Origin of the sequence: Streptomyces sp. SP18BB07 (genome assembly GCF_036322545.1) — a bacterium.
Classification (GTDB): Bacteria; Actinomycetota; Actinomycetes; order Streptomycetales; family Streptomycetaceae; genus Streptomyces; species Streptomyces deccanensis.
Map to the genome: position 1 here is coordinate 1 of NZ_JAQYWT010000126.1, position 24,358 is coordinate 24,358.

The 24,358-nt window shown below is 67.5% G+C and carries 19 protein-coding genes and 7 pseudogenes; 16 read left to right on the forward strand and 10 right to left on the reverse strand.

What is annotated here, in order from left to right:
- Positions 1–186 precede the first annotated feature (186 nt).
- A complete protein-coding gene (locus PUR53_RS00400) occupies positions 187–2,889 on the forward strand; it encodes an NACHT domain-containing protein (protein ID WP_329906983.1) in 2,703 nt (900 codons plus the stop codon).
- Between the two features lie 1,102 nt (positions 2,890–3,991).
- Here the strand turns inward: PUR53_RS00400 and PUR53_RS00405 are convergent.
- Complete coding sequence (locus tag PUR53_RS00405) at positions 3,992–5,368, reverse strand: IS701 family transposase (RefSeq protein WP_329906985.1); 1,377 nt, start codon at positions 5,366–5,368, stop codon at positions 3,992–3,994.
- A 109-nt stretch (positions 5,369–5,477) separates the two neighbouring features.
- Here PUR53_RS00405 and PUR53_RS00410 point away from each other — a divergent pair, with 109 nt between their 5' ends.
- Positions 5,478–5,999 carry a hypothetical protein gene (locus tag PUR53_RS00410; RefSeq protein WP_329894572.1) on the forward strand — a complete coding sequence of 174 codons (522 nt, stop codon included), beginning with the start codon at positions 5,478–5,480 and terminating at the stop codon, positions 5,997–5,999.
- 740 nt (positions 6,000–6,739) lie between these two features.
- On the opposite strand, the gene PUR53_RS00415 is transcribed toward PUR53_RS00410, so the two are convergent.
- Positions 6,740–7,015, reverse strand: a complete 276-nt coding sequence (locus tag PUR53_RS00415; RefSeq protein WP_443078010.1) for an integrase core domain-containing protein — start codon at positions 7,013–7,015, stop codon at positions 6,740–6,742.
- On the opposite strand from PUR53_RS00415, the gene PUR53_RS00420 reads away from it, so the two are divergent.
- The 3 genes from PUR53_RS00420 to PUR53_RS00430 all read left to right on the forward strand — a co-directional run bounded on the left by PUR53_RS00420 (position 6,994) and on the right by PUR53_RS00430 (position 8,086).
- Complete coding sequence (locus PUR53_RS00420) at positions 6,994–7,344, forward strand: hypothetical protein (RefSeq protein WP_329894581.1); 351 nt, start codon at positions 6,994–6,996, stop codon at positions 7,342–7,344. The two genes, PUR53_RS00415 and PUR53_RS00420, sit on opposite strands and share 22 nt — an antisense overlap.
- Positions 7,341–7,847 carry a hypothetical protein gene (locus tag PUR53_RS00425; protein WP_329894573.1) on the forward strand — a complete coding sequence of 169 codons (507 nt, stop codon included), beginning with the start codon at positions 7,341–7,343 and terminating at the stop codon, positions 7,845–7,847. Before PUR53_RS00420 ends, PUR53_RS00425 begins: the two co-directional genes overlap by 4 nt.
- A gap of 116 nt (positions 7,848–7,963) precedes the next feature.
- Complete coding sequence (locus PUR53_RS00430) at positions 7,964–8,086, forward strand: hypothetical protein (RefSeq protein ID WP_329894574.1); 123 nt, start codon at positions 7,964–7,966, stop codon at positions 8,084–8,086.
- A gap of 44 nt (positions 8,087–8,130) precedes the next feature.
- On the opposite strand, the pseudogene PUR53_RS00435 reads toward PUR53_RS00430, so the two are convergent.
- Positions 8,131–8,304, reverse strand: a pseudogene (locus PUR53_RS00435) (IS5/IS1182 family transposase); the annotation flags it as partial.
- 118 nt (positions 8,305–8,422) lie between these two features.
- On the opposite strand from PUR53_RS00435, the gene PUR53_RS47995 reads away from it, so the two are divergent.
- Positions 8,423–8,932, forward strand: coding sequence for an endonuclease domain-containing protein (locus PUR53_RS47995; protein ID WP_443080244.1), 510 nt, complete (start codon positions 8,423–8,425; stop codon positions 8,930–8,932).
- Between the two features lie 85 nt (positions 8,933–9,017).
- On the opposite strand, the gene PUR53_RS00440 is transcribed toward PUR53_RS47995, so the two are convergent.
- The 3 genes from PUR53_RS00440 to PUR53_RS48000 all read right to left on the reverse strand — a co-directional run bounded on the left by PUR53_RS00440 (position 9,018) and on the right by PUR53_RS48000 (position 12,979).
- On the reverse strand, positions 9,018–10,256 hold the full coding sequence (locus PUR53_RS00440) for an IS256 family transposase (protein WP_329895296.1): 1,239 nt from the start codon (positions 10,254–10,256) through the stop codon (positions 9,018–9,020).
- An 881-nt stretch (positions 10,257–11,137) separates the two neighbouring features.
- Positions 11,138–11,863, reverse strand: a complete 726-nt coding sequence (locus PUR53_RS00445) for a trypsin-like peptidase domain-containing protein (RefSeq protein WP_443080246.1) — start codon at positions 11,861–11,863, stop codon at positions 11,138–11,140.
- A 31-nt stretch (positions 11,864–11,894) separates the two neighbouring features.
- A protein-coding gene (locus PUR53_RS48000; protein ID WP_443080245.1) for an IS630 family transposase occupies positions 11,895–12,979 on the reverse strand; the annotation gives its coding sequence in 2 pieces (ribosomal slippage) (positions 11,895–12,454 and positions 12,454–12,979; 1,086 coding nt in all).
- Positions 12,980–13,392: 413 nt separating this feature from the next.
- Here PUR53_RS48000 and PUR53_RS00460 point away from each other — a divergent pair.
- The 3 genes and pseudogenes from PUR53_RS00460 to PUR53_RS00470 form a co-directional block, all read left to right on the forward strand.
- Positions 13,393–14,150, forward strand: a pseudogene (locus tag PUR53_RS00460) (transporter); the annotation flags it as partial.
- 36 nt (positions 14,151–14,186) lie between these two features.
- Positions 14,187–14,747: a transposase gene (locus PUR53_RS00465; protein ID WP_329906989.1), complete on the forward strand. Its 561-nt coding sequence runs from the start codon at positions 14,187–14,189 to the stop codon at positions 14,745–14,747.
- Positions 14,714–14,812: pseudogene (locus PUR53_RS00470) on the forward strand (IS5/IS1182 family transposase); the annotation flags it as partial. The gene PUR53_RS00465 and the pseudogene PUR53_RS00470, both read left to right, overlap by 34 nt.
- A gap of 123 nt (positions 14,813–14,935) precedes the next feature.
- Here the strand turns inward: PUR53_RS00470 and PUR53_RS00475 are convergent.
- Positions 14,936–16,201: an IS110 family transposase gene (locus PUR53_RS00475; protein WP_329898764.1), complete on the reverse strand. Its 1,266-nt coding sequence runs from the start codon at positions 16,199–16,201 to the stop codon at positions 14,936–14,938.
- A 428-nt stretch (positions 16,202–16,629) separates the two neighbouring features.
- On the opposite strand from PUR53_RS00475, the pseudogene PUR53_RS00480 reads away from it, so the two are divergent.
- Positions 16,630–16,926, forward strand: a pseudogene (locus tag PUR53_RS00480) (transposase); the annotation flags it as partial.
- Between the two features lie 187 nt (positions 16,927–17,113).
- Here the strand turns inward: PUR53_RS00480 and PUR53_RS00485 are convergent.
- Positions 17,114–17,770 (reverse strand): TetR/AcrR family transcriptional regulator, encoded by a 657-nt coding sequence (locus PUR53_RS00485; protein ID WP_329906991.1) that lies wholly within the window; start codon positions 17,768–17,770, stop codon positions 17,114–17,116.
- Between the two features lie 110 nt (positions 17,771–17,880).
- Here PUR53_RS00485 and PUR53_RS00490 point away from each other — a divergent pair, with 110 nt between their 5' ends.
- The 5 genes and pseudogenes from PUR53_RS00490 to PUR53_RS00510 all read left to right on the forward strand — a co-directional run bounded on the left by PUR53_RS00490 (position 17,881) and on the right by PUR53_RS00510 (position 22,242).
- On the forward strand, positions 17,881–18,036 hold the full coding sequence (locus PUR53_RS00490; protein WP_329898766.1) for a hypothetical protein: 156 nt from the start codon (positions 17,881–17,883) through the stop codon (positions 18,034–18,036).
- Between the two features lie 32 nt (positions 18,037–18,068).
- Positions 18,069–18,698 (forward strand): annotated as a pseudogene (locus tag PUR53_RS00495) (SDR family NAD(P)-dependent oxidoreductase).
- A gap of 21 nt (positions 18,699–18,719) precedes the next feature.
- Positions 18,720–19,256 (forward strand): quinone oxidoreductase family protein, encoded by a 537-nt coding sequence (locus tag PUR53_RS00500; RefSeq protein ID WP_329906992.1) that lies wholly within the window; start codon positions 18,720–18,722, stop codon positions 19,254–19,256.
- Between the two features lie 14 nt (positions 19,257–19,270).
- Positions 19,271–19,867 (forward strand): TetR/AcrR family transcriptional regulator, encoded by a 597-nt coding sequence (locus PUR53_RS00505; RefSeq protein WP_329906993.1) that lies wholly within the window; start codon positions 19,271–19,273, stop codon positions 19,865–19,867.
- Between the two features lie 228 nt (positions 19,868–20,095).
- Positions 20,096–22,242, forward strand: a pseudogene (locus tag PUR53_RS00510) (MMPL family transporter).
- A gap of 153 nt (positions 22,243–22,395) precedes the next feature.
- On the opposite strand, the pseudogene PUR53_RS48005 reads toward PUR53_RS00510, so the two are convergent.
- A pseudogene (locus PUR53_RS48005) lies at positions 22,396–22,942 on the reverse strand (IS701 family transposase); the annotation flags it as partial.
- Between the two features lie 217 nt (positions 22,943–23,159).
- Here PUR53_RS48005 and PUR53_RS00515 point away from each other — a divergent pair.
- Complete coding sequence (locus tag PUR53_RS00515; protein ID WP_329906994.1) at positions 23,160–23,750, forward strand: flavodoxin family protein; 591 nt, start codon at positions 23,160–23,162, stop codon at positions 23,748–23,750.
- Between the two features lie 314 nt (positions 23,751–24,064).
- Here PUR53_RS00515 and PUR53_RS00520 read toward each other — a convergent pair.
- On the reverse strand, positions 24,065–24,358 hold a 294-nt coding region (locus PUR53_RS00520; RefSeq protein ID WP_329906995.1), incomplete at its 5' end, for an NPP1 family protein.

Sequence of the window (24,358 nt, forward strand, 5' to 3'; positions counted from 1 at the left end):
GGCGGCGAGCATGCGCACTCGCTCCCGCGCGGCCTGGCCTTGAGGAGTGAGGCCACCACCCTGCGCATACCTCATAGCCACGAACTACCGCAGGGATCAAGCGATGTCACCCCCGACAACTCAACGGAAAGGTCAGTAGGTGTCCTCGGCTAATTCTCTTGGCCCTCTGCGCACGCTGGAGTGCATGTGACCATCGCGGACCTCGTCGCGGCACCGGACCCGGAGCAAGAGTCGTTCAGGGTACTGGTACACGTGGAGTACCAACTCCGGGTGCTGGGCCTGCTGTGTGCGGCTGCGGACGAGAGACCGGGCAAGTTCAGTACGCCGGGCTCGCTCGAGAAATGGGCCGAGTACTGCAGGAGGCAGAGCCAGAAGCTGGGCTGCGCCGAGTGCCGGACGGACGCGGCGGAGGTTGCCGACAGCATCAAGACCGTGGTGGTCGGCGAGCCGGAGACGTCGATCAGGCAGGTACGCAACCAGGTGTGTCACGGCGGTCCGATTTCCGAGAACATCGACCGGGTGGTCCTGCACAAGGTGGTGGCCGGCAACGCCGAGCGCATCGTGCGAATCCACCAGCACGGCCACGTCGCTGAGTTGAGGCCGTACTTCCGAAGGGTCGACGGCGAGCTCGCGGCGCTGCACTCCTTCTCGGGGACAGCGGCGAGGTACTGGCCGCGTCGCGGCGAAGCCGTCGATGTGGCGGACCCCGAAGTGGTGGATGCGTTGAAGAAGCTGGACTTCCATCGCGGAGATCGCCTGCTCGACGACTTTGCGCAGGACATCGAACGGGATCTCAAGGGTTTCGCTGAGCGCGACTCGATCTACGTCCTGGTGTCGCCGCCGGAGCCGATCGCCGTGCGCTGGGACCGGCGTAGCTCCGACGGGCCGGTCCCGCGGGTCGATCGGTTCATCGTCGGCGCCGACCACGCCAGGATGTGGTTGACGGAGTCAGGGCCGAAGCCGTACAAGGCGTTCTTGGCTGACGTCTGCAACTGGCAGTTGCTCAAGCGGCGGCTGCTGGAGGAGCTTGAGGAGCAGGTCACCGCCGAGAAGAAGATCAACCGACAGTTGTTCCCGAACCTGCAGCAGCGCGATCCTCATGTGCCGACGCTGGTGCAGTTCGACGACGATTACCAGGGCCCTCGCACCGACCTGACCATCACTGCGGCCTGCAAGGAGGTCACCGAGGGCATCCACGCGTACCGCGGCAGCACGAACCTCATCACGCTGACCGGCGAGGCCGGAGCCGGGAAGACCCACAGCCTGCTCCAGTTCGCCCGAGAGTCGCTGGCTGCAGGCGGCGACCTCGACCCGGTCGCGATCTACATCTCCTCCAGCCAGTCCAGCGCGACCACCCTCGACAAGCTGATCACCGAGCGGGTCGCTGGCACACGCATCCTGGACCGGGAACCGGTGCTGGCCCTGTGTCGGGCCGGACTGGCGATACTGGTGATCGACGGGTTCGACGAGATGTTGGGCTTCCGGTCCTACGACGACCCACTTTCGGGCCTGCAGCCAATCCTCGACCAGCTTCGCAACCGGGGAGCCGTCATCTTGTCCGCGAGGGCAAGCTACTCCGAGGCGCGGCTCTGGAAAAGCCTGACGGAGCACCCCGCCAAGGAGTCGCATCACCGGCTGACCACGATGAAGTTGCAGCCGTGGCGGCGAGCGCAGCTACTTGAGCTCGCGGACTACCTGTCGATCGACGCAACCACCGAGGAAGCCCCGGAAGTCCGGCAGTTGCTTACCACCCCGTTCTTCTGCCTCGCCTACGCCGCCTGGAAGCAGACGGACCCGTCTGGCGACTTCCTGCGGTTCGTGATCGACACCTACCTCCAACGGGAGTTGGACAAGCTGGTGGGCCATCAGGGCGGTCCGCTCTTCACCCAGGACGACCTCTCGGACATTTTCTGCGAAGTCGCGGAGATGACCGCGCGCAACGTGACCGCGGAGGTCTCCGAGTCCGACCTGGTGGACGCGGCAGAGTTCGCGCTGGGCAAGGAGCTCGACGAGAAGGAGCAGCGTCGACTGGGTTCGCTATGCGCCATGAGCGCCGAGTGGTCGGAGCATGAACTTTCATTCAGCTTCACCCACCTGGCGATCGCTGAGCACTTTCTCGCCCGGCAGGTCGTCCGGGTACCGTTCCGGCAGGCCCTGGCGCTGCTGTCCGACGTGGCCGTCTCGGCCCTGTGCGCTCAGCTGATCGCCTCAATGTGGCCGGAGGCCGAGAACGGGAAATTGACCGCGCTGGTCGCCGCGCTCCAGGCCCGGGTGAGTGCGGCCCCGTCGCCCGAGGAGTGCCGTCCTGCCATGGCCAGCCTTGGCGAACTGTGGGCGAGGGTGCACGGGACTGCGGAGAACAGCAGGACGGTGAGCCGGATTATGGTCGACAGGCTCGAACTGAATGGCTCCGGCGTGGTGACGCTCGACCAGGCCCAGGTGAAGTACCTGGTGGTGGGACCAGGCGTCGACGTGCGACTGACTGACAGCCGGATCGACCAGCTGGACCTGTTCCGAGCGTCCGGCAACCCGTTGCTGGATGACTCCTACAAGCAGGTGGGCGAACTTTTTACCCCGGGCGGGTTGGCGAATACTCCGCGGCATATCAGGGAACTACTCGGCTTGCCCGAGGAGCCCGTCGACGAGAGCACCATCGAGGCCTTCTTCCGGGACAAGATTGCCAACGCCCGGGCAGCGATCGTCGTGGACCGGCACTACAACCCGCCGGACGAGGACGTGCGGATGAAATGGACGCGTGAGCACGGAGACAAGTGGCAGGCCTTCGTGAAGCGGATGGTCGCCGAAGGGAAACTGATGGAGGAACGGGTGAACGCGGCCGGGCCGCCGAAGTCACGTCTGCGTCCGACCGAGGCGTTCTACGAGGAGTGAGGTCCCTTTCGCACACGGGGTGGCCACGGCGCCGTCTCCAGCCCAACGCGGGTGTAAAGGTTGCCGGACTACGGGCGATGTCTGCACAGCCGACTCATGGTGTACTCCAGGGCGTGGGGGTCAAGCAGGTGCCGGCCCCGCGCAGGCGGGGATACCTCCCACAACGCGTATAAGGTCGAGGTCCACGAGGCGCTGGCCCCGCGCATGCGGGGATAGCTCCACGGTCCTGGCCACCTTTCTGGGCACGATGCTGTCGGTTCCGCGCACGCGGGGATAGCTCCATGACGACGCGAGGGGCAGGCGCGAGCATTCGGTCGGCTCCGCACACCGGGGATAGTTCCTAGTCCGGCTCTGGGTTCAACGGAGCACAGCTGTCGGCCCCGCCCACGCGGGAATAGCTCCGGCACGACGGTGCCGAGCAGCGGTCACATGATGTCGGCCCCGCGCACGCGGGGCTAGCTCCCAGTGGCGGGACCAGAGCGTCGGCCCCACGCAAGCGGGGATAGCTCTGGCCGGGGCGGCAAGCCGGTCAGCCCTTCCAAGTCGGCCCCGCGCAGGCGAGGATAGCTCCAGGGCGTCGATCATCGCGATCGGGATCTTCGCTCCGGCGCCGCGCAGGCGGGGATAGCTCCGGCATCAAGCGTCTCGGCGTCGGCATGATCGGGTCGGCCCCGCGTAGGCGGGGGTAGCTCTCAGAACGGCAGCTCCAGGGAGGCCAGTAGGCTGTCGATCCCGCGCAGGCGGGGATAGCTCCGTTGAGTCCCGTGGCGGGGACGGCGTGATCGTGTCGGCCCCGCGCAGGCGGGGATAGCACCTGGGTGGCGTGGGGTGTCGCGTCGCTGTGCATGTCGGCCCCGTGCAGGCAGGGATAGCTCCACTCCGTAGATGGGACCCACGGGGCCTGGGCTGTCGGCCCCGCACACGCGGGGATAGCTCCGCCCCACGGGTCTTCCGCGCTCAAGGCCGGGCGTCGGCCCCGCGCAAGCGGGGATAGCTCGGAAGCCAAGGAGAACGTCGACACGATCGATAAGTCGGCCCCGCACGGGCGGCGATAGCTCCTGGCCCCGGTCTACCGGTAGTTCGTTAAATCCGGAGGTAGAGATCAAGACGGTGTCCGGTGGTGACCGCGTCGATCAGGGCCTGGAGTTCGGAGGGTGGGTCGGTGTCCGTCCAGGCTCGCCACCATCGGTTCAGGGTGGTGGCGGGGGTGAGCCATGCGCGAACCGAACGTAATGCCCTGGGCCAGCAGGGCAGTTGGGGTGGGTGGGGTTCGGTTGGCCCCCCTCTCTGGCCCCTCGTCGGGGCACGGGTCCGGCGCGGTGGCGTCCAGGGGGCCTGGTGGGGCGAACCATTGGTCCCAGCAGAAGGAGAAGGCGCAGTTGACCAGGGTCTGGTGGCGGCGGATGGCACGGTCGGAGCGGACTTGGAAGTCGGCCCAGCCGAGTTCGTCCTTGATCTGCTTGTAGCTCTGCTCGATCCACGGCCGCAGGCCGTAGAGACGGACGACCTCGGCGAGGTCGGCCGGCGGGTGGAGGCCGGTGGCGGCGTGGGGTGCGTCGGGGTGGGGCAGGTTGGTGGCCAGGTACCAGGTGGCCTTCGGTGGCAGCCGGGCCGGGTCGGTGGTGGCCACGACCAGGCGGCAGGGTGAGTCGGGGCCGTAGCCGCCCAGGCGGGCATCGGCGGCCCACCAGGTCTCGGTGTGTCCGTCGCGGAAGTGGCGTTCCACGGGTGTCCAGTCGCCGGGATGCCTGGAATCCTTCCAGTTCAGGGCATGTGCGGCTTCGATGGGCGTGTGTGGCTGGTCGGCCCGGGCCCAGGTCCCGCGGTGCGGCTTGAGCGCGACGACGTAGGCCAGACCGGCCTCGCGCAGTGCGAGATACCAGGTGTCGCTGACGGAGTAGGCGCAGTCGGCGACCACCGCCCGGCAGCCGAAACCCGCCGCCTTCCCGCGGGCCGCGAGGGCAGCGGACAGCTGCGGTTTCGTACGGAAAGCCGGATCGGAACGTCCGCGGGCGAAATGATGAGCGGGGGTGTAAGGAGTCGCGTGCAGCGGGTAGTACACGCGGCCGTCGGTCCACACCGTGGTCACCGTGACGATGCCGTTGTCCGTCTTGCCCAACCGGCCCAGCCACTTCCTGCCCACGTTGGCCGTGGCGGTGCCGTCCTTGCGGTCTCCGGAGTCGTCGATCACGATGACCCCACCCTCGTGCGGAGCCGTCGCCGACTGCTCGCGCAGCAGCTCAAGGCGCCGGTCGTTGATCTGCTCGGCCTCCCATGGCGATTCGGACAGGAAGAACTGCAGCCGCTGCACCCCCGGCATCCCCGCGCCGGTCACCGGCTCCGCGCCTGCCAGGCAGGTGAGCGTCTTGTTCCGCTCCCGCGGCGCCAGCAGGCCGGTCAGGTACTCGCGAAAACCCCGCCGCTGGGCCAGGCTGAAGAAGAGGTCGTCGAACCGGGCCGCGTACTCCTCCGCAGGCACCCGGTACCGCTACGTTGCTTCCTACACCAAGCTGCAGTAAGTCTCGCCCGTACACGGCCGCCCTGGGCCTATGGCTCCAGGGCGGCCCGCAGTCCATGGAAGGGGACGCGTGGCCACCCCGGACAGCGAGTTCCTCACGCACGCTTCGGAAGTCGCCTTCGAGCTTGGCCTCGACCGCTTCCGCATCTCCGCGCTCACTATCCGGTCGCGGCAGATCACCTTCACCGAGACCGCCGGTCCTTCACAAGCGCCCCTCTATGCCGATGGTGAGCCGCCGCAGCCCGGACGCGCGGGCCGCCGGGAATACGACTGGCAGCCCGGGATTGCCGCGCCGTCGTGGATGAACTTGGCCTGGCTTCTGGAAGACCTGGCCGCGTGGGTCCAGCAAATGGCCGACGACCACATCGCCGTGGTTGGTCTTGAAGCACCGGAGCCGGACTGGTGCGACGTGCTCATCCTCGACGGCGACACCACCTACCGAGTCCGTATCGCCGTAGCCGGCCGACGGGAGGTGCTGGACTTCCCTGGAATGTATCTACGAGACCTGTTCGCCGAGGGCCGCTACCGCGCCTACCTGACCCCGGGACTCGCTGGCGAGCTGCCGGTTGTGGATCTGCGTACCGTCTTGTGACGGAGTGTTCGCCACGGCCGATCTCACCTGTCAACCGCGCTGATTCAGCGCTCTGGTCAGGTCCCGGTTGGCCTCCCTCGTGGCATCGAGATCGGATCGGGCCTCCTCCAATGCGGAGGTCAGTTCGACGTTGTGCTGCTCCAGCCTCGTGATCTTCCGCTGGAGCTCCGAGCCCTGACTCCTGCCATGCTTGTGCTCCGGGCGCCAGCGACAGCCGTATCACCGTGCGGCTGCGGCGGACCACGGCGACGGCTTCCTCTATCTGGGCGCGTTCTTCTTCTGACAGGTCGTCGAGATCCGCCTTGACCCGGTTGATCAGGCGGCGGACGCGGCGGATCTCCTCTTCGGAGGGTATGGCCTCGCTGCGGGCCCAGTCGTCGGCTTCGAACGTCGACATGAGCCGCTCGCGGCTGCGGAGCAGGTCAGAGAGGTAGCGCTCCAGGTCGGGAAGGTAGGAGACATCGGTGCGGAAGTGGTCGCAGCCGACGCAGCGGAAGCGAAGCGGGCAGCTCTGCCCTCCGGCGGCGACGTTGTGCGGTTCCAGGCAGATGCCGTAGGCCGTGGCCACTTCTCCGATGGCCCGCCGTACGTGTTCGGAGTCCAGCATCGCCTGTGCTTTGCGCCAGACGCGGTTGCCTCGACGGTCGAACTGCAAGGCGGTGACCCGGTCGACGGCCTCACGCCGTCGCTCCTGGCTTGAGCTTGTTCCGTTTTGACGGACACCATCGGTGTGGTGGTGGTCAGGGTGCGAGTGCGGTCTCGTATTCGGCGGGACTGCGGTAGCCGAGGCTGCTGTGCAGACGGTGCAAGTTGTACCAGCCCTCGATGAAATCGAAGATCGCGGTGGGGGCGGCGGCCCGGCTGGGCCAGGAGCTGGTGCCAAGCAGCTCCCGTTTATTGGTGGCGAAGAACGACTCGGCGAGTGCGTTGTCCCAGCACTGTCCGGTGCGGCCGACCGACAGACGCCCCCCAACTGGTCTGCCAGCGTGGCGAGTTGGTGAATGGTGTATTGGCAGCCGCGGTCCGAGTGAAAGATCACCGGACCGTGCCGCAACAGCGCACCCTGTTTCCTCTCAGCGTCATCGAGAACAAGATCCAAGACATCCGCAGGAAACTGCAGCGGATCGACGCCGAGTGCAAGCGCCTGCGCGAGCAAGAACGTGACAGCCGCGAGGTGCGCAAGATGATGCGTGCAGAGAAGCAACTGCTCGAACTGCAACTCGCCAAGCTCCAAGAAGCACGCGCCCGGGCCCAGGCCGCCCCGGATGCCGGCCTGGACGACCTCGACAAGCTCGGCCTCGACCCAGACGTACTCGACCTCAACGCCCTGGCGGCACTGCGATGATGCTCTCCTCCCGGTCCTGGCACGACTACTGGAAGGACTTCGTGCCCGTCCGGCAACGCGAACAGCCCCGCGGTGCACACATTGCCGACGTCGTCACCGCATGCGGCTGCGTCGTCGAGATCCAGCATCAGAGCATGTCCCCGACGAAGATCGGGGGCAGAGAGCTCGACCACGGACACATGGTGTGGATCTGGGACGTACGAGAGCCATATCGCGCCCGGAATCTGATGCTCACCGGGTTCAACTGCGGGGTTGCTACGTTCCGTTGGAGGAATCACCGCCGCAACCTGCGAGCCTGCCGCCGCCCCATGTTCCTTGACCTCGGGCAGCTGAGCAGTACCAGCCAACGGGTCGTGATCAAGACCGAAACGTTCACCGAGGACGGCTACGGGAGCGGCCGCTTGATCTCGCATCACGCCATGCGCCTGTGGATGGCAGCCGGAATGCCGTACAGGCAACTACAAACCCTGCCCGACGGCACGAAGATCGGAGACCGTGCGTGAGAACAGTGCAACGGCGCACGCTGGCAGGCAGGATGATCACGGAGCCGGTCTTCCAAGGGGAATGCGAGGACACGGGTGTGCATCCCACTCCCGTGTGAATGGCACTCCACCGCCCGATGGCTGCCACGAATCCGCGCCTGGTCGTGGTGGACAACACCGGAAGCCGTTGGGTCCTCAGCTTCCGGGCCCTTCACGATCCCCGCTATTGCAAGATCAACGGCTTCTACCCGGGCCTCTGAACGCCACGGCGGCAGTACACGCCGAAGTGCTGTCGTCACCTATTGCCCAGGCCGCTGCCGTGGGGTGTTCCGCGCCGGGCGATGACCGGGAGGAGCCGACGTGCTCGGCCCGGGTCCGGGTAGCCGTCGTGATCGTATCCTCGGTCGGCGAAGACCGACTCGGGCTTGCCGCATGGCCGTCCGGGGCTGCCCTGGACGGGTGGGACGGCGTCGAACAGGGCTATGGCGCTGCGGGTCTGGCCGCGCGAGACGGCCGCGGGCTTCCTGCACGCGGCTGAGGGGGATCCGCGCTGACATGGTCGAAGCGATGTCAGTGCCGCCCGCTACTGTCGAAGAATGCCAGGTCACTACGGAGTCCCGCTGACACGCGACACTTTGCACGACTGCGAGGGATGCGGCGTCACCATCAAATACAGGGGAGAGGGACGACGCGGAGGACACTGCCAGAGCTGTAGTCGGATAGCCCGGCAAGGTCGCCGATACAACCTGACGGCAGGCGATGTGCGGGCCATCCTGGAGCTTCAGGGCGGAGTATGCGCGTTGTGCGGGCGCGGGCCCGACCATGACGGAAGCCCCTCGCACTGGCACATCGACCATGATCACGCATGTTGTAAGCCGTCGGACGCCGCTTGGTCCATTTGCGGAGCGTGCGTCCGTGGCCTGCTGTGTAGCGGCTGCAATGCTCGTGGCCTTGCCTGGTACGAACTTCTTCCGAGAGACCGTAGGGACTGGGGGCGCATGAACGACTACCTTGCCAACTCACCGGCCCGTCGCCTTCGCCTTGCTGGAATGCTGGAGTTCTGCCTGGAGTACCTTGCGCTGGCCGGTGCGGCTCGACGCAGGTAGGCCCGCCACTCTCCGCTGGCCTCCGCCAACGGTCACGTCCGCTGGAGTGGTGTATCGACGGCCACTCGGTGATCTCGTTTTGAGGCTATGCGGTGAGTTCGGTGGGCAGGGTGGTCTCGTCGTTTTCTGACTCGATCGGGTGGAGGCGGGCCTTGGCGAGGAGTTCACGGCCCATGTAACGGCGGGCCTCGGTCCACTCGTCGTTCTGCTCGGCCAGGACCGCGCCGACGAGCCGGATGACGGCTGTGCGGTCGGGGAAGATGCCGACCACGTCGGTGCGGCGGCGGATCTCCTTGTTCAGTCGCTCCTGCGGGTTGTTCGACCAGATCTGCCGCCAGATCTCGCGCGGGAACGCGGTGAAGGCCAGCAGGTCGTGCTGAGCGGCGTCCAAGTGGGCTGCTGCCTTGGGGAACTTGGCTTCCAGGGCGTCCAGGACGTGTCGCATCTGGGCCCTCACGGCGTCGGTGTCGGGCTGTTCGAAGACGGTTCGCAGCAGGGTGGCCACCCATGGCTGGGCGGACTTGGGGACCTGGCTCAGCAGATTCCGGGCGTAATGCGTGCGACATCGCTGCCATGATGCGCCCGGCAGGACCGCACCGATCGCGTTCACCAGGCCGGCGTGGGCGTCGGAGACGACCAGTTGGACGCCGGACAGGCCGCGGGCGACGAGCGAGCGCAGGAAGGCGAGCCAGCCCGCACCGTCCTCGGCCGTGGCGACGTCGATGCCGAGGATCTCGCGGTGTCCGTCCGCATTGACGCCGACCGCGATCAGCGCGTGGACGTTGATGATGCGGCCGCCCTCGCGGATCTTCTGGGTCAGTGCGTCGACCCAGACGAACGTATAGGGGTCAGCGTCCAGAGGCCGGTTGCGGAACGCGGCGACCTGCTCGTCCAGGTGCTTGGCCATCGCGCTGACCTGGGACTTCGACAGCTGGGTGACACCGAGAGACTCGGCGAGTTTCTCGACCCTGCGGGTGGAGACGCCCAGCAGGTAGGCAGTGGCGACGACCGAGATGAGGGCCTGCTCGGCCCGCCGCCTGCGTTCCAGGAGCCAGTGCGGGAAGTAACTGCCCTGGCGCAGCTTGGGGACGGCGAGTTCGACGGTGCCGGCCCTGGTGTCCCACTCGCGTGGGCGGTATCCGTTGCGGTGGTTGACGCGTTCGTCGCTGACCTGCCCGTATTCGGCGTTGCAGAGGGCATCGGCCTCTGCGGACATGAGCGCGTCGGCAAACGTCTTGACCATCGCGCGCAGCAGATCGGGACTCGCCGCGGCGAGGTTGTCCTCGGCGAGGGCGTGCAAGGGCACACTGTCAGGTGCGGTCATCGTGCTGATCTCCTTCGAGGCTTCGACACTTCGAAGATCAGCCGGTGGCCGTTCGTCTATGCGGGGACCACCCCGATGCCGGAGCAAACCCCCGGATCAGGTCGAACCCGTGCACCACTTCCCTGGACGCAACCTCCGCCAACTCGTGCGGACGTCAGTGGTGTTGGCTACTATGTACGCGGTTGACGAGACCTTGAAGGGCAGGGCGCAGCGGTGCAGATGGCCGGCTATCACGGTGCGGCGGCGGAGTTTCTATAGGGGCGCCTGGCCGGCGCTCTCCTATGGCGACGCCCGTTGGGCGGCGACGTCGTGACTCAGGTCCGGCGGCGGGTTGACTCCTGCCCTGGCTCCGTGACGGCGCTCTGACAATGCCTGGGAGGGTCTTCCTTGTCCGCAACCACTCCTGCCTGTGACCACCGCGTGTATCACGTGGTCGTTGTGGCTTTGATCTCCATCATTGTTGGGCTTACCACCGGGGTCGGCTTTGCCGCTCTCGGGCAGTCCGCTCTCACCGCTGTTGTTTCCGGCGGGGCTGTCGTGCCGTTCGTCTTCTCTGCCGGCATGACCGCAGTCGCGTACGTGAAGCGGCAGGCACAGTAGGCGACTTTGTGGGGTGGCGCCTTCAGGCCACCCCACGCCCGCCCCTCTGTGGGTCCACCCCGTCGAGCCTTCCTCGGGGCGTCGGCAGGTCCGTTGTCTCAACCGTGGCGGCAATCGTCAGGCCAACGCTGACCTCCATTGCATCATGTTCACCAGCCTGCTGGTCGACCTGCGCACCCAGTGCGAGTGAGCATGCGAGTTGGCGGCCGGAGCGGGTAGCCCTGCCGGCCGAGGTGAACTGGGCGGCGTGCGCGGCCGGAAGGCGTGCCCTGCCCAGAGCGTCATGCGCTCACCGTTGGAATGCCTTGAGCTCCAGCACCGATCAGTAGTTCGGCCAGGGCATCAGCTCGGACGAAGCGCGTAAGAACGCCTGCTGTCTCTCCGCTCGTCTTGATGTGTCCCGCGTTCACACCGACCAGGAGAACCTCCTCGAAGTCACCAGCTCCGAGGTCGCCCCAGGTCAGCGCTTTTGGAACGTAGCAGAGCACGGGAGAACCCGACATTCCATTCCAACTGAATGAGTGGGTCAGCACCTCGCTCGGATAGGTGTCGGTTCCCAGAGCCGCCGGGTGGCGTGGGTCTGACGCGATCACCCCTCCAACCAGGATGGGGCGCTCGGCGACCTCGCCCCTGATGCCCGGGTATCCCGGCGTAATGACCCTGCCTCCGACAGTTATCCGACCGAACGCGAAGTCAGTAGCGGTGGCCAGCGCGGATGCCGGGAGGCTGTTGAATCTCCCTTCTCCGGTCAGAGTCTGGGCGCGGCCAATCGGCGCATCGAGCGGAAGGACTGCCAGATCGACCATGTCGCTGTCCAGGAACTTCGGCTCGGGATCAATGATGGTGATCTGCTGGGGAACCGTGCCCAAAATGTCCATCACGGCAGGCTGATACTGACCGTCCACCGTCACGGATTCGAGTGACCAGCCACCGAACTTTTCGAAGTTGCGGTCCAGCACATGCCGATTCGTGACGAGGTATCGGTTCTCTGAGTTGTCACTGATGATGAAGCCGGAACCGGTTCCGGCACTCTTGTTGTTACTGACGTTGTCGCCGTGATGTCGTCAAGGTGAGGCCGGTTTCGGCGAGGCATCCGTTGATGAGGTTGCTGCGGTACTGGATCTGGCGGAGGCCGTGTCGGAGCGTGCTGATGAGGTGGTCGGGGTCGGTGAAGGCGGTGTTGACCTGGCTGCTGCGCCGCAGCAGGGACCAGATGCCCTCGACGGGGTTGAGGTCCGGTGCGTAGGCCGGGAGGAAGTAGCAGGTGATCCAGTCGTGGGTGTCGATGAACTCCCGCAGTCGGCGGTCCCTGTGGACGTTCAGGTTGTCCCACACGAGCACGATGGGTGCGCCGAGTTGCTGGTGTGCGGCGATGAGCAGGTCGCGGTAGTCGGTCCAGGTGAAGCTGCGTCTGCCGCCGCGTTTGTGATCGAGATGCCTCTTGGGCCGGTAGATCAGCCGTGAGCGTTCGCCGTGTTTGTAGCAGGCCAGCGCGGCGATGGAGAAGCGGCGCTGGGAGCGTCCGCGGACCCGGATGACGGGTGTGCGTCCGCACCGTGCCCAGGTCCTTGCGGTGGGCGGCGTCATCGAGAAGCCGGCTTCGTCTTCGAAGCAGAGCCAGGCGTTGAGCGCCGCCATGGACCTTCCACCTGTGGCCAGGTCTCCTTCACCCAGCCCGCCACGGCCTCCTCGTCGCGCTCGATGGCTCGGCGGGCCGGGACCTGGTGGCTGAAGCCGTGCCGGTGCAGCATCCGCGCGATCGCCGACAGCGTCATGCTCTTGTGGAACCGGCGCCCGATCAGCGTCTTGATCCGTGCCAGCGTCCAGGTCTGGTCCGGCCAGCCGTGTGCGACCGGCCCCTTGGCGAACTCCTGCTCGAGCACGGTGAACAGGGCCTCACTCAGCTTGGGCCGTGACACCGGCCCGGCAGACCGCAGCCCCTCGGCGCCGGCGTCGTGCCAGGCTCGATGCCAGCGCTGCACCGAGCGCACACTCACCCGTAAGTCTTTGGCGACCTCGGCGTTGGAGGCACCCGCAGCGAATCGCTCCGCGGCCTCCAGCCGGATCCGCTCGCGAAACGCCTGCCGTTCAGGCGTCAGCCCACCACCCTGCGGATATCTCACACAACCGGCATACCGCGACGATCACGCATCGTCAGCCCCCCACGACATCACGCCGAAAAAGTCAGTAGACCTGTCGAAGAATCCTGCCCGAAGGCGGACAGCTGAGTAGAGCACCGTAGCGTCGATCTTTGCCATGCTGCATGGTGCCACCCCTGGGGCTGGGGCCTCCTCGCGACCATCCTGTCAGTGCTGACCATTCCTGCGACTCCGCACGAACCGGCGCCGCGGACGCTTAACTTGCCAACTGAGGCGCTCCGCGGCTCGGACATCTTCTCACACCATCTTCGCAGGTCCGAAGCCTCTCGCGGAAACAATCTTGTCCCCATTCGGCGTTGGTGATCTCCGAGTCGAGGGGGGGGGAGGCGTCGGGCCTGAAGCTGTTCTGCAGGACGAATAGCGGCGTGACTGAGGTCATGCCGCGTCTTGCTGCGGTCGAGGCGGATGTGCAGGACCTCGTCGAGGCGCACATGGAGGCGATGCTGGGCGTCAGGTTCTCGCGAGCGAGTACGTGATCGACTGTGTCGACGGCGGCCGTATCGACTCGCTCGGGCTGGACGAGAACGGCGCTCCTGTGATCGTGGAGTACAAGCGCGGCACGGACGCCGGTGTCATCAACCAGGGCCTCTTTTTACATGGCCTGGCTGATGAGCCACAAAGACGCCTTCCGGAGTCTGGTCCGCAACCGGCTCGGGGTGACGGCCGCGTCCCAGATCCTGTGGAGCGCACCTCGGCTGATCTGCGTGGCCGGCGACTTCACCCGCTACGACGCGCTTGCCGTCCGCGAGCACCGGCGCAGCATCGACCTGGTCCGCTACCGGTATTACGGCAGTGACCACATCGGCCTGGAGACCGTGGCGTCGGTCACCGGCAAGTCGGCCTCTCCCCGGCGGGTTCGACGGCGCCGGGCTGCCGACCATCCGACGGCAAGACGGCCCGATGACCGAACTGGCCGGGGCGGTCGACGAGGTGCTGACCGGCCTCGGGGCTGGCGTCACCCGGGTACAGCGCAAGCAACGCGGCCTACCAGCGGCTGCAGAACTTTGCCGCCGTGCTCGCGCCGCAGCAGACCAAACTCCTCGTCTACCTCAAGGCGGACCCGAAGGCGGTCGGCCTTGTGCCGGGCTTCGCCCGGGACGTGACGGGGCTAGGGGCTGTTCGGAGTTCGGATCTTTTTGATGTCCGGTGGTGTGCTGGTCCGGGCTGGTAGATGTCGCGTGTGGCGCGTTTTGATGTGACGGATGCCGAGTGGGTGCTGATCGAGGCTCGTCTGCCGGTGGCGGCGACGGGTCCTCTGCCGCGGCGGGTGCGGGGGCAGTTCAACGGGGTGTTGTGGAGGTTCCGCACGGGCAGCGGCTGGCGTGATGTGCCGGAGCGCTACGGGCCCTGGTCCACGGTGTACTCGCGGTTCAACGCCTGGTCGAAGGCGGGGGTGTTCCAGGCGTTGATGGACGGCCTGATCGCCGAGGCGGCCGCACGCGGGCTGGTCGGGCTGGAACTGGTCAGTGTGGATTCCACGGTCGTGCGGGCCCATCACGAATCGGCTGGCCTGGCGGTCGCCGGGGAGACCCTGGACGCTCTCGAACAGGCCCTGACCGAGGAAAAGGGGGTTCCGCTGCCGGAGCAGGGACCCGTTTGGCGGGTGATGCGCCGCAGGCCACACCCGGTGCGGGCGACGCAGAGGAGGAGGGCCGGAAGCGGTCTGCGGCACGGCGCCGTCGCCGGGCACGGGCGAAGGCCGCCGGGCTCGGCAGGTCCAGAGGCGGACTGAGCAGCAAGGTCCACGCCGCGGTCGATGCGGCGGGACTGCCGCTGGTGCTCGTGCTGAACGCCGGGCCAGGCGGCGGACTGCCCGTTCCGGGCGGTACTGGACCGGGCCCGTGTCGCAGGTCCAAGGGGCCGCCCGCGCACCCGGCCCGGGGCGGTGGCCGCCGACAAGACATCCCACGCGAATAAGTGTCAAGCCGCTGCGGTGCGACGATCTTCGGGGTGCTGGATCGGGAAGGCCTTCGTCTCGTCGTAGGTCTGTCCGGTGTGAAGGCAGTGGAAGAGCATGCCCATGAAGCGGTTGAACAGGTTGCGCTGGGCTGCGACGTGGCGGTCGCCGGCTTCTTTGCGGCGGTCGTAGTGGGCTCTGGCGCCGGGTGATTTGGTGAGGGAGACGAATGCCCACACATAGCCGACTGCAGCCAGCCGCTGGTTCTTGACCCTGCGGTTCATGACCACGCAGTTTTTGCCGCTGGCCCGGGTGACCGGTGCGCTTCCGGCGTAGGCCTTCAGCGAGCCGGCGCTCGCAAACCGGGTCCGGTCGTCACCGATCTCCGCCAGGACCCGAGCCCCGGTTAAGGAGCCGAGCCCGGGAAAGCTGCGGATGACCGGTGCGTCGGGATGCTTCTCGAAGGTCTGAGCCGTGGCTTGCTCAAGCTCGTCAGCGTTGAGGCATGCAGTGTTCAGTTGCCTGAGCAGAGCGGACGTCTGCAGGCCGAGAGCTGCCTCGACCTGCGGCGGCTGGTGGAGGTACTCGCGCCGGAAGACCTCGTGGAGTCTGTCGGCTTCGGCCGGGACGCCGCGTACTCGGCCGGCCCGCCTGAGCAGGGACTGCAGCCGCTGTCGCGTCAGTTTCGCGGCCTCTGTCGGGGTCGGGGCCGCAGCCAGGATCGCGCGGGCCTCCCGGGAGCACAGACCATGCTTGTGCTGCGCGAACGCCTCCAGAATCGCTGGGTAGAACTCCCGCAGCTGGGAGCGGAGCTTGTTGTGGGCCTGCCCGCGGTCCCAGACGGCGTCCTGTTGCGCCCGGGCCAGCACGGCGATCGCCCGCACGAGTTCGGAATCCGAGGGCAGTGGCCGGTGGACGGGCATGTCGGTCCGAAGGATGTCGGCCAGCACCGCGGCATCAACGGCGTCGGACTTCTTCCGGGCAACAGAGTGTCGGTCCCGGTAGCGGGCGACGGCCAGTGGATTGATCGCGTAGACCGGCCGGCCGGTGACCCGCAGACAGGCGACGAGGAGCCCGCGGGAGGTCTCGATCGCAACAGGGATCGAAGCGTCCGCGCAGTCGCCGTACTCGATCAGCAGGGCGGTGAACTGGGTAAATCCAGCGACATCGTCGCTGATCCGCACCTTGGCGAGCTGTCTGCCGCTGGCGTCGACCAACGCGATGTCGTGGTGGTCTTCGGCCCAGTCCACCCCGCAGAACACGAGCGCCGGTAACCCAGTGATGTCCATGCGACCCTCCTCTGCCGTGGTTCTTCGGCCCTGGTCGGAGCCTGTGCAGGGTGCGCGTGCTCCCTAATGGAAGTGCTCAAGGCACGTCATCCCACCAGCCGTTCGCAACCCCAGCGAGTCATACGGTCCTCGGCCTGCGTGAGAGCTGGGGCTCGGGCAGTGGCGAGAGGTGATCCGCACAACCGGCTCGGACTGCGGACAGCGAACCGCTTCACGGCCTGACAGGGCAAGTAACGACGAAATCCGAATGCACCTGCACCATTGCGACGGCGCCATGGGCGCGGAGCCGGCCTCGTCTTATCAAAGGACTCTGCGATCCGGGCATACTCAAGGCTCGGCCCGCGCCATGAGAGGTCAGCTCGCGCCCCTCGCCACCTGGTACGAGGGCGAGGAACAGACAACGCATGCTGTCCTTCGCGTCCCATTAGGCCTACTCGTCCCAGGCAAACCGCGCCTACCTGCGCAGACGCGGGATCACCGCAGTCATCCCGGAAAAGAACGACCAGGCCGCCAACCGCCGCAGGAAAGGCTCGGCCGGCGGTCGCCCCGTCGCCTTCGACACGCGCCTCTACAGGCAGCGCAACACCGTGGAGCGCTGCTTCCAGAGGATCAAGACCTGGCGCGGACTCGCCACCCGCTACGACAAGTCCCCCGAGAGCTACGAAGCAGGACTGCACCTCAGAGCATCGCTCATGTGGTTGAAGCACATCACCTCAACCACATGATCCGAACCCCGAACAGCCCGTAATCCATTGGCAGTTCCCGGCGGTCACGCTGGAGGTCCCGGGTAAGACGCTGCGACTGGTCGCCACACGGTTCACCGGGACCAGCGACGACGCGCACGCCACGGTCTCGCGTCAGCCGCGGGAGCTTCCACGGGCAACCTTGGCGGCGGCGGGCGAGGTCAAGGCCTCATTGATCGCGGCGACCCGCTCGACTCGCCACCGAGGGGCGCCGATCCCCATCAGCTGGATGAGCGCTCCCCCGTCGCGCACCTGTGCGATCGCCGGCGCGGCCATGCGGGTTGAGTCCGAAGAGGACGAGGGTGAGCCAGCGGGTGCGTGCCGTCGGAGGACAGTCGGTGGGTACGGAAGAAAAGAGCAGGTAGATGTCCGCGACGCCGATGTCCGGGTGGAGATCGCCGTCGGACTGGGCTGTGCGGATGAGGTTGGCAAGGGCCATGCCGGCACGGTCCTCGTCGGCCTTGTCGGGGACGGCGCCGAGCGTCTGAGTCGTCGCCTTGAAGGCATTGTCGGTCGCCACGTCCTCGATGAGGCGGGCCAGGAAGCCGGTGAGTTCGTCCCACGCACGCCCTCCCGCCGCGACGCGCCCACAGGCGGCCTCGATGTCGTCGGCGATCCGCGCAACGAACTCCTCCATGACAGCGGCGACCAGGTCGGTCTTGGTCGGGAAGTGGCGGTACAGGGTGCCCACGGCCACCCCCGCCGCTGTGGCGATCTCGTCCATCCCCACGTCCGGGCCGCGCGCGGTCACCTGCTCACGAGCCGCGGCAAGGATCTTCTTACGGTTGCGCACAGCATCGGCGCGCAGCGTCCGACCTCCGGTCACGGCTTCTCCTCACACAGTCCATCCACGCCTTGCCAAAAGATGAATCGTGGTTCACGATAAAGTCGAACCATGGTTCATCTTACTTCCTGGACCGACGCAAGGGGAGACACATGACCGAGAAGGTCTGGTTCATGACCGGCTGCTCACGCGGCTTCGGTCGGCTGTGGGCGGAGGCCGCGTTGATGCGGGGTGACCGGGTTGTCGCCACGGCACGCGACGAGAGCCGGCTCAAACCGCTGGCCGAGGCATTCCCGACACCGCGCTGACCCTGCCGCTGGACGCCACCCGGCGCGGCGCCGTGTTCAACGCCGTGGCCGCCGCCCACGACCACTTCGGGCGACTCGACGTGGTCGTCAACAACGCCGATTACGCCTTGCGCGGCGCTATCGAAGAAGTCCGTGAGGCCGATGTCCGACAGTTGCTGGACACCAACCTGCTCGGGGCCCTGTGGGTGACGCAGGCGGCGCTGCCCTTGCTGCGCGAGCAGGGAAGCGGCCACGTCGTGTCGGTGTCCAGCCTGGCCGGACTGGTCGGCTAGCCGACCCTCGGCCTGCGCAACGCCTCCAAGTGGGCACTGGAGGGCATGATGGACGCCTTGTCGCGGGAGGCCGCCCACCTCGGCATCAAGGTGACCATCATCGAACCCGGCCCCTACGCCACCGAGTTCGCCAGCGCCGCTTCCGCCAAGACCTCCCCCGAGATCCCCGCCTACGACGAGGTCGCCGGGCCCTGCTCGCGGGCTTCGATCCGGCAGCCGTCGCCGACCCCGCCGCAACCGCGCCCGCCGTGTTCGCGGCGATCGACGTCACCGAGCCGCCGCTGCGACTGGCCCTGGGCCCTGCCCAGGGTCCGCAGCCGGTACACCGCACGACGGTCTCTCTGGGACGAATGGGCCGACGAGTCCGCAAGCGCCCACGGCAACCTGTAACGAGATAGGAGTAAAACGATCATGAAAGCAGCCGTATACCGCGAGAACGGCGGTCTCGAGGTGCTCAGCTACGAGGAGGTCGCCGACCCCGTACCCGGCGCCGACGAGGTGCTGATCCGTGTCGAGGCCATCAGCATCGAGGGCGGTGACCTGCTCAACCGGCAGAGGATCCCGCTCCCGCACAGCCCCCATATCGTCGGCTACAGCACCGCGGGCACGGTGATCGCCGTCGGCGAGCACGTCACCGATCTGCGGGTCGACCAGCGCGTGAGCGCCTTCGGAGAGACCGGGTCGCATGCCGAACTCCGGGTGGTGCGCCCGGATCATTGCTGGGTCCTGCCCGACGATATCGACGCGGCGGCGGCTGCGTGCGTGCCGGTCGCGTTCGGCACCGCCTACGAGGCGCTGTTCGAGCAGGCCGCGGTCACCACGGGCAGCACCGTGCTGGTGCAGGGCGTGGCGGGCGGTGTCGGTTTCGCCGCGGTGCAGCTCGCGGCGAAGGCCGAGGCGCGGCCGACCAGGCAGCCAACGACACGGTCGAGCAGACGAGACAGGTGAGGAAGGTGAGTGGGATGACTGAGAACGCAACGGCGCGGCGTAGTTGGATCACGCCCGAGCGTGAGGCCGAGCTGTACATGGCCGTGCTCGACCTGCTCCGCGAGGTCGGCTACGGAGCCCTGACCATGGACGCCGTCGCCGCCCGCACCCGGTCCAGCAAGGCCACGCTCTACCGCCAGTGGGGCGGCAAGGCCGAGCTGGTCGCCAAGGCCGTACGGCACGACAAGCCCGGGGCCGGCCTCGCCGAGATCGACACCGGGTCGCTCAGGGGAGATCTGCACGCCCTCACCCTGTGTTCGGACGACGCCAAGATGGAGCAGAACTCCGCGCTGATGCGGGAATTGGCCATGGCGATCCACGGCAACCCGGATCTCCTGAAGGCGTTCCGTGAACATCTCATCGAGCCGGAGAGGGCGGAGTTCCGCCGCCTGGTGCAGCGGGCGATCGACCGGGGCGAGGTCGCCGCGGACAACCCGGCGATCGAGTTCATGATCCACATGATGATCGGCTGGTTCGCCGCCCGCACGATGATCGACGAGAAGCCGCCGACGCAGGCCTACCTCCTCTCATACATCGACGCCCTGGTCCTCCCTGCCCTCGGCGTCCAGTAAATCCCCGTACCCGTCCATCCGCGTAGTCCTCCACGCACCTGACGTCACCGCTCACGCCGTCGGGCCGATCACCCCTGCCACCCACCGGGCTGATCACCCCTACCCAGGGCCGGCGCCGGAGCACAGACCCTCCACCCCACGACCTGACCGGGAGTACGCCACCGTGGCCACTTTCCTGTACTCGGCCGACTCGCCTTCAGGCGACGGCATTTCGTCGCCCTGATATGGGTGGCCCTGCTGACGCTCGCGGGCGTCGCCGCGGCCAACGCGCCCATTGCCGGATCCTCTTCGTTCTCGATCCCCGGCACCGAGGCGCAGAAAGCTTTCGACCTGCTGGATCAGCGGTTCCCCGGCGCCAGCGCCGACGGAGCGACCGGCCGCATCGTCTTCAAGGCGCCCGAGGGCCAGAAGATGCCGGATGCCGCCAACAAGGCGACGGCCGCGAAGACCGTGGCCGCGCTCGGCGACGACTCCGAGGTCGTCTCCGTCACCGACCCCTACAAGACCAACGCCGTCAGCAAGGACGGCACGGTCGCCTACACCTCCGTGACCTACGACGCCCCCTCCAGGGATCTCAAGGGACTCCACCCGGGAAGAGCTGGGGCGGCTGGGGACGAGGCCCGGGACGCGGGGCTCACCGTCGAGGTCGGCGGCGACGCGCTGCAGGCCGAGTCCGAACCGCCGGCGGCCGGTGAGGTCGTCGGCCTCGCCATCGCCGCCGTCGTCCTGGTCATGACCCTGGGCTCCCTGATCGCGGCCGGGCTCCCGGTGCCGACCGCGATCATCGGCGTCGGCATCGGCGTCTCCACCATCACCGCCCTCGCCAAGACGCTCGACCTCGGCGACACGACGTCCACCCTCGCCTCGATGATCGGGCTCGCGGTCGGCATCGACTACGCCCTGTTCATCGTTTCCCGCTACCGGAGCGAACTCGCCGAAGGCCGCGACCGCGAGGAAGCGGCCGGCCGGGCCACCGGCAACGCCGGCTCGGCCGTGGTCTTCGCGGGCCTCACGGTAGTCATCGCGCTGGCCGGACTGTCGGTGATCGGCGTGCCGATGCTGACCAAGATGGGCCTCGCGGCCTCGCGGCCTCGCGGCCTCCGGCACGGTCGTCATCGCCGTCCTCATCGCACTGACCATGATCCCGGCGCTGCTCGGATACACGGGGCGGAAGGTCCGGCCGGAGGGGGAGAAGCGCAAGAAGTCCGTGCAGAAGAAGGCGGACAAGCCGAGCCTCGGCACCCGCTGGGCGAGCTTCGTCATCCGCCGTCCCGTCGCCGTCCTCCTCTTCGGCGTCGTCGGCCTGGGCGTCGCCGCCCTTCCGGTGGGCTCCATGGAGCTGGGTCTGCCCGACGACGGCTCGCAGCCGACGTCCACCACCCAGCGGCGCGCCTACGACCTCCTCTCGGAGGGCTTCGGCCCCGGCTTCAACGGTCCGCTGCTGATCGTCGGCGACGTCCAGGGCAGCGCCGACCCGAAGGCCGCGGCCGCCGAGCTGACCGACAAGATCAAGGGCCTGGACGATGTCGCGACGGTGACGCCCGCGACGTTCAACAAGGCCGGGGACACCTTCACCGTCACCGTGATCCCGGACTCCAAGCCGTCCTCCACACAGACCGAGGACCTGGTGCACGCCATCCGGGACGACGTCGCCTCCGAGGCGGACGCGAAGGTCCTGGTTACCGGCACCACCGCGATGAACATCGACTTCTCGAGAAGCTCACCGACGCCCTGCTCCCCTATCTGGCGCTGGTGGTCGGCCTGGCCTTCCTGCTGCTGATCGCGGTCTTCCGTTCGATCCTGGTCCCGCTGAAGGCGGCCCTCGGCTTCCTGCTCTCGGTGCTCGCCGCGATCGGCGCCGTCGTCGCGGTCTTCCAGTGGGGCTGGCTCGGCGGCCTGCTCGGCGTCGAGGAGAGCGGCCCGATCATGTCGATGATGCCGATCTTCATGGTGGGTATCGTCTTCGGCCTCGTGATGGACTACGAGGTCTTCCTCGTGACCCGCATCAGGGAGGCGTACATCCACGGCGAGTCCCCGAACCAGGCCATCGTCAGCGGGTTCAAGCACAGCGCCCGGGTCGTGTCCGCCGCCGCGGTCACATGATGGCCGTCTTCGGAGGCTTCATCTCCTCCGGCGATACCGTGATCAAGATGTTCGGCGTCGGGCTCACGGTCGCCGTCCTCTTCGACGCGTTCGTCGTCCGCATGGCGATCGTCCCGGCGATGCTCACGCTGCTCGGCAAGAAGGCCTGGTGGCTCCCGAAGTGGCTCGACCGCGCCCTGCCGAACGTCGACGTCGAGGGCGAGGGCCTGCGCGCGCACGACCGCCCGAAGGACGGCGACGTGAACGAGGCCCGGGAGCTCGTACGGGTCTGATCCCTCCCCCGATACGAGAAGGGCGCCCCGCTGTCCTTGGGCGCCCTTCTCGTGCGCCCGGTCGGGCCGGTGCCCGGAATTCGTTCGGGACGCGTGTATCGGACAGCTAGTACTCCAGTGCGATTTTCGTGATCTACTCAGTGGGTTCGTCGGCGATCGTCGTTGGTAGTGGCTGCGTCGGGCTGTTGCCTGGTGGCGTCTGCGCCAGGTGGACCAGTGCAGCAGTCTGGCGGCAGTCATGGCCGGTGGGGCGAAGACGGCGACGAGCAGGTGACGGATCTCCGGGACGGTCAGCCTGATCGGGTCGTGGCTGCGGGCGGGATGTTGCGGATGGGCAGGCCGGGCGGGGTTCGCGTCGGCGGCGAGGGCGGTCAGGAAGGCCAGGGCCAGCATGGCGAGCGTGATGTGCCGGTGCCATGAGGTCCAGTGCCTGACCTGGTAGTGATCGAGGCCGACCTGGCTCTTGGCGGCCTGGAAGCACTCCTCGACGCTCGAGCGGACACCGGCGACGCGGACGAGCTCGTGCAGGGTGACCTGGGTAGGTGACCAGCACAGGTAGAAGGCGAGTTCACCGGTGGTCCGGTTGCGGCGGATCAGCAGGTGACGATGGCTGCCCGGTGCCGATGTGGATCCAGGCCCAGTCGTAGTAGCGCGGGCCCTTCGCGCCGGCTCCGGCGCTGTGCCGCTGCCAGACAGAGGCGGTCCGGAGTCGGCTTCCTCCGCTTCGGCGCACGGTCTGCCTCATTCCCGCCGCGGGCCTGGTCGATGCTGCCGACGAGCTACGAACACCCGACGGAATCTTCTCGGGCCAGCGGAGCGGCTTGGTGACTGCTCGTGATTGAGCGGTCCCAGCGCCTCCGTGATCCGTGGACACCTTGGCAGCCACCGAGTGGCGTCGGCGCTGTCCACCCAGCCATGTGACCAACCCTGTCGTTTCCATCGCCTACCACTCCGGCTTCGGCCACACCTCCGTCCTCGCGGAGGCCGTCCGCGATGGGGTGACCACCGCCGGCGCCACCGCCCACCTGATCAACGTCGAGGAGATCTCCGAGGAGCAGTGGAACCTGCTTGACGCCTCGGACGCGATCATCTTCGGCTTGCCCACCTACACGGGCACCGCCTCCGCCGTCTTCCACGCCTTCGCCGAGGCCAGCTCCAAGCGCTGGTTCAACCAGGTATGGAAGGACAAGATCGCCGCAGGTTTCACCATCTCTGCGGGCAAGGGCGGCGACCAGCTCAACACCCTGGAGTACTTCACCGTGCTTGCCGGGCAGCACCACATGCACTGGGTCGGCCTCGGCCTGATGCCCGGCTGGAACGCCACCACGGCGTCCGAGAACGACCTCAACCGCCTCGGCTTCTTCCTCGGCGCCGCCGCCCAGAGCAACCAGGACCAGGGAGTCGAGGGCGTACACGAGGCCGACATCGCCACCGCCGCCGAGCTCGGCAAGCGCGTCGTCGAGGTCGCCCGCGTCTACACCGCAGGCCGCACCGTCCTCGCCGCCTGAGCGACCGACGCCGGGGCGGATGCGCGGCCCGGACGACGAGCTGGTGCTCGAAAGCGCACCGGCAACTGCTCCGTGCAACCCCCGAGACGGCACAATCGACCCGAAGACCGTCCCACACTGTCAACCAACGTGGCAGTGCCCCCGTCCGTCGTCCCCGAGGACGCGGAAATCCAGCCCAGTGGTGTCGATCTGCATCAGTTCCCTGGGCCAGCGGACCCAGGTCGCCCGCCGGGCCCCGGGATGAGGGGGGCCGGCCGCCGATGGCGGAGAAGCGCCATCGGGGCCGGCCCGTTTCTTGGCTGTTCTTGTGTCCGTCAGCCGGCGGCCCACACGTCGAAGGGGATGCCGGCGGCGGGGCCGTTCTTGGCCGCGTTGAGCTCGTTGTTGTAGCGGCCGTCCTTCAGCGGGAAGTTGGCGTCGCCCCAGGTGGCGTTCTGCATCCGGGTCTGGAGATTCACGCCGTTGTAGCCGGCCGGGAACCTGGTCCAGGTGACCAGGGGCGGGAAGTCCCAGCCGCCGTCGCCCCAGGCCTCCGCGGTCTCGCCCCAGTTGGCGAAGCGGAAGGAGTGGCTCCCCACGTCAATCACATTGCTCCCCTTGTGGTAGAC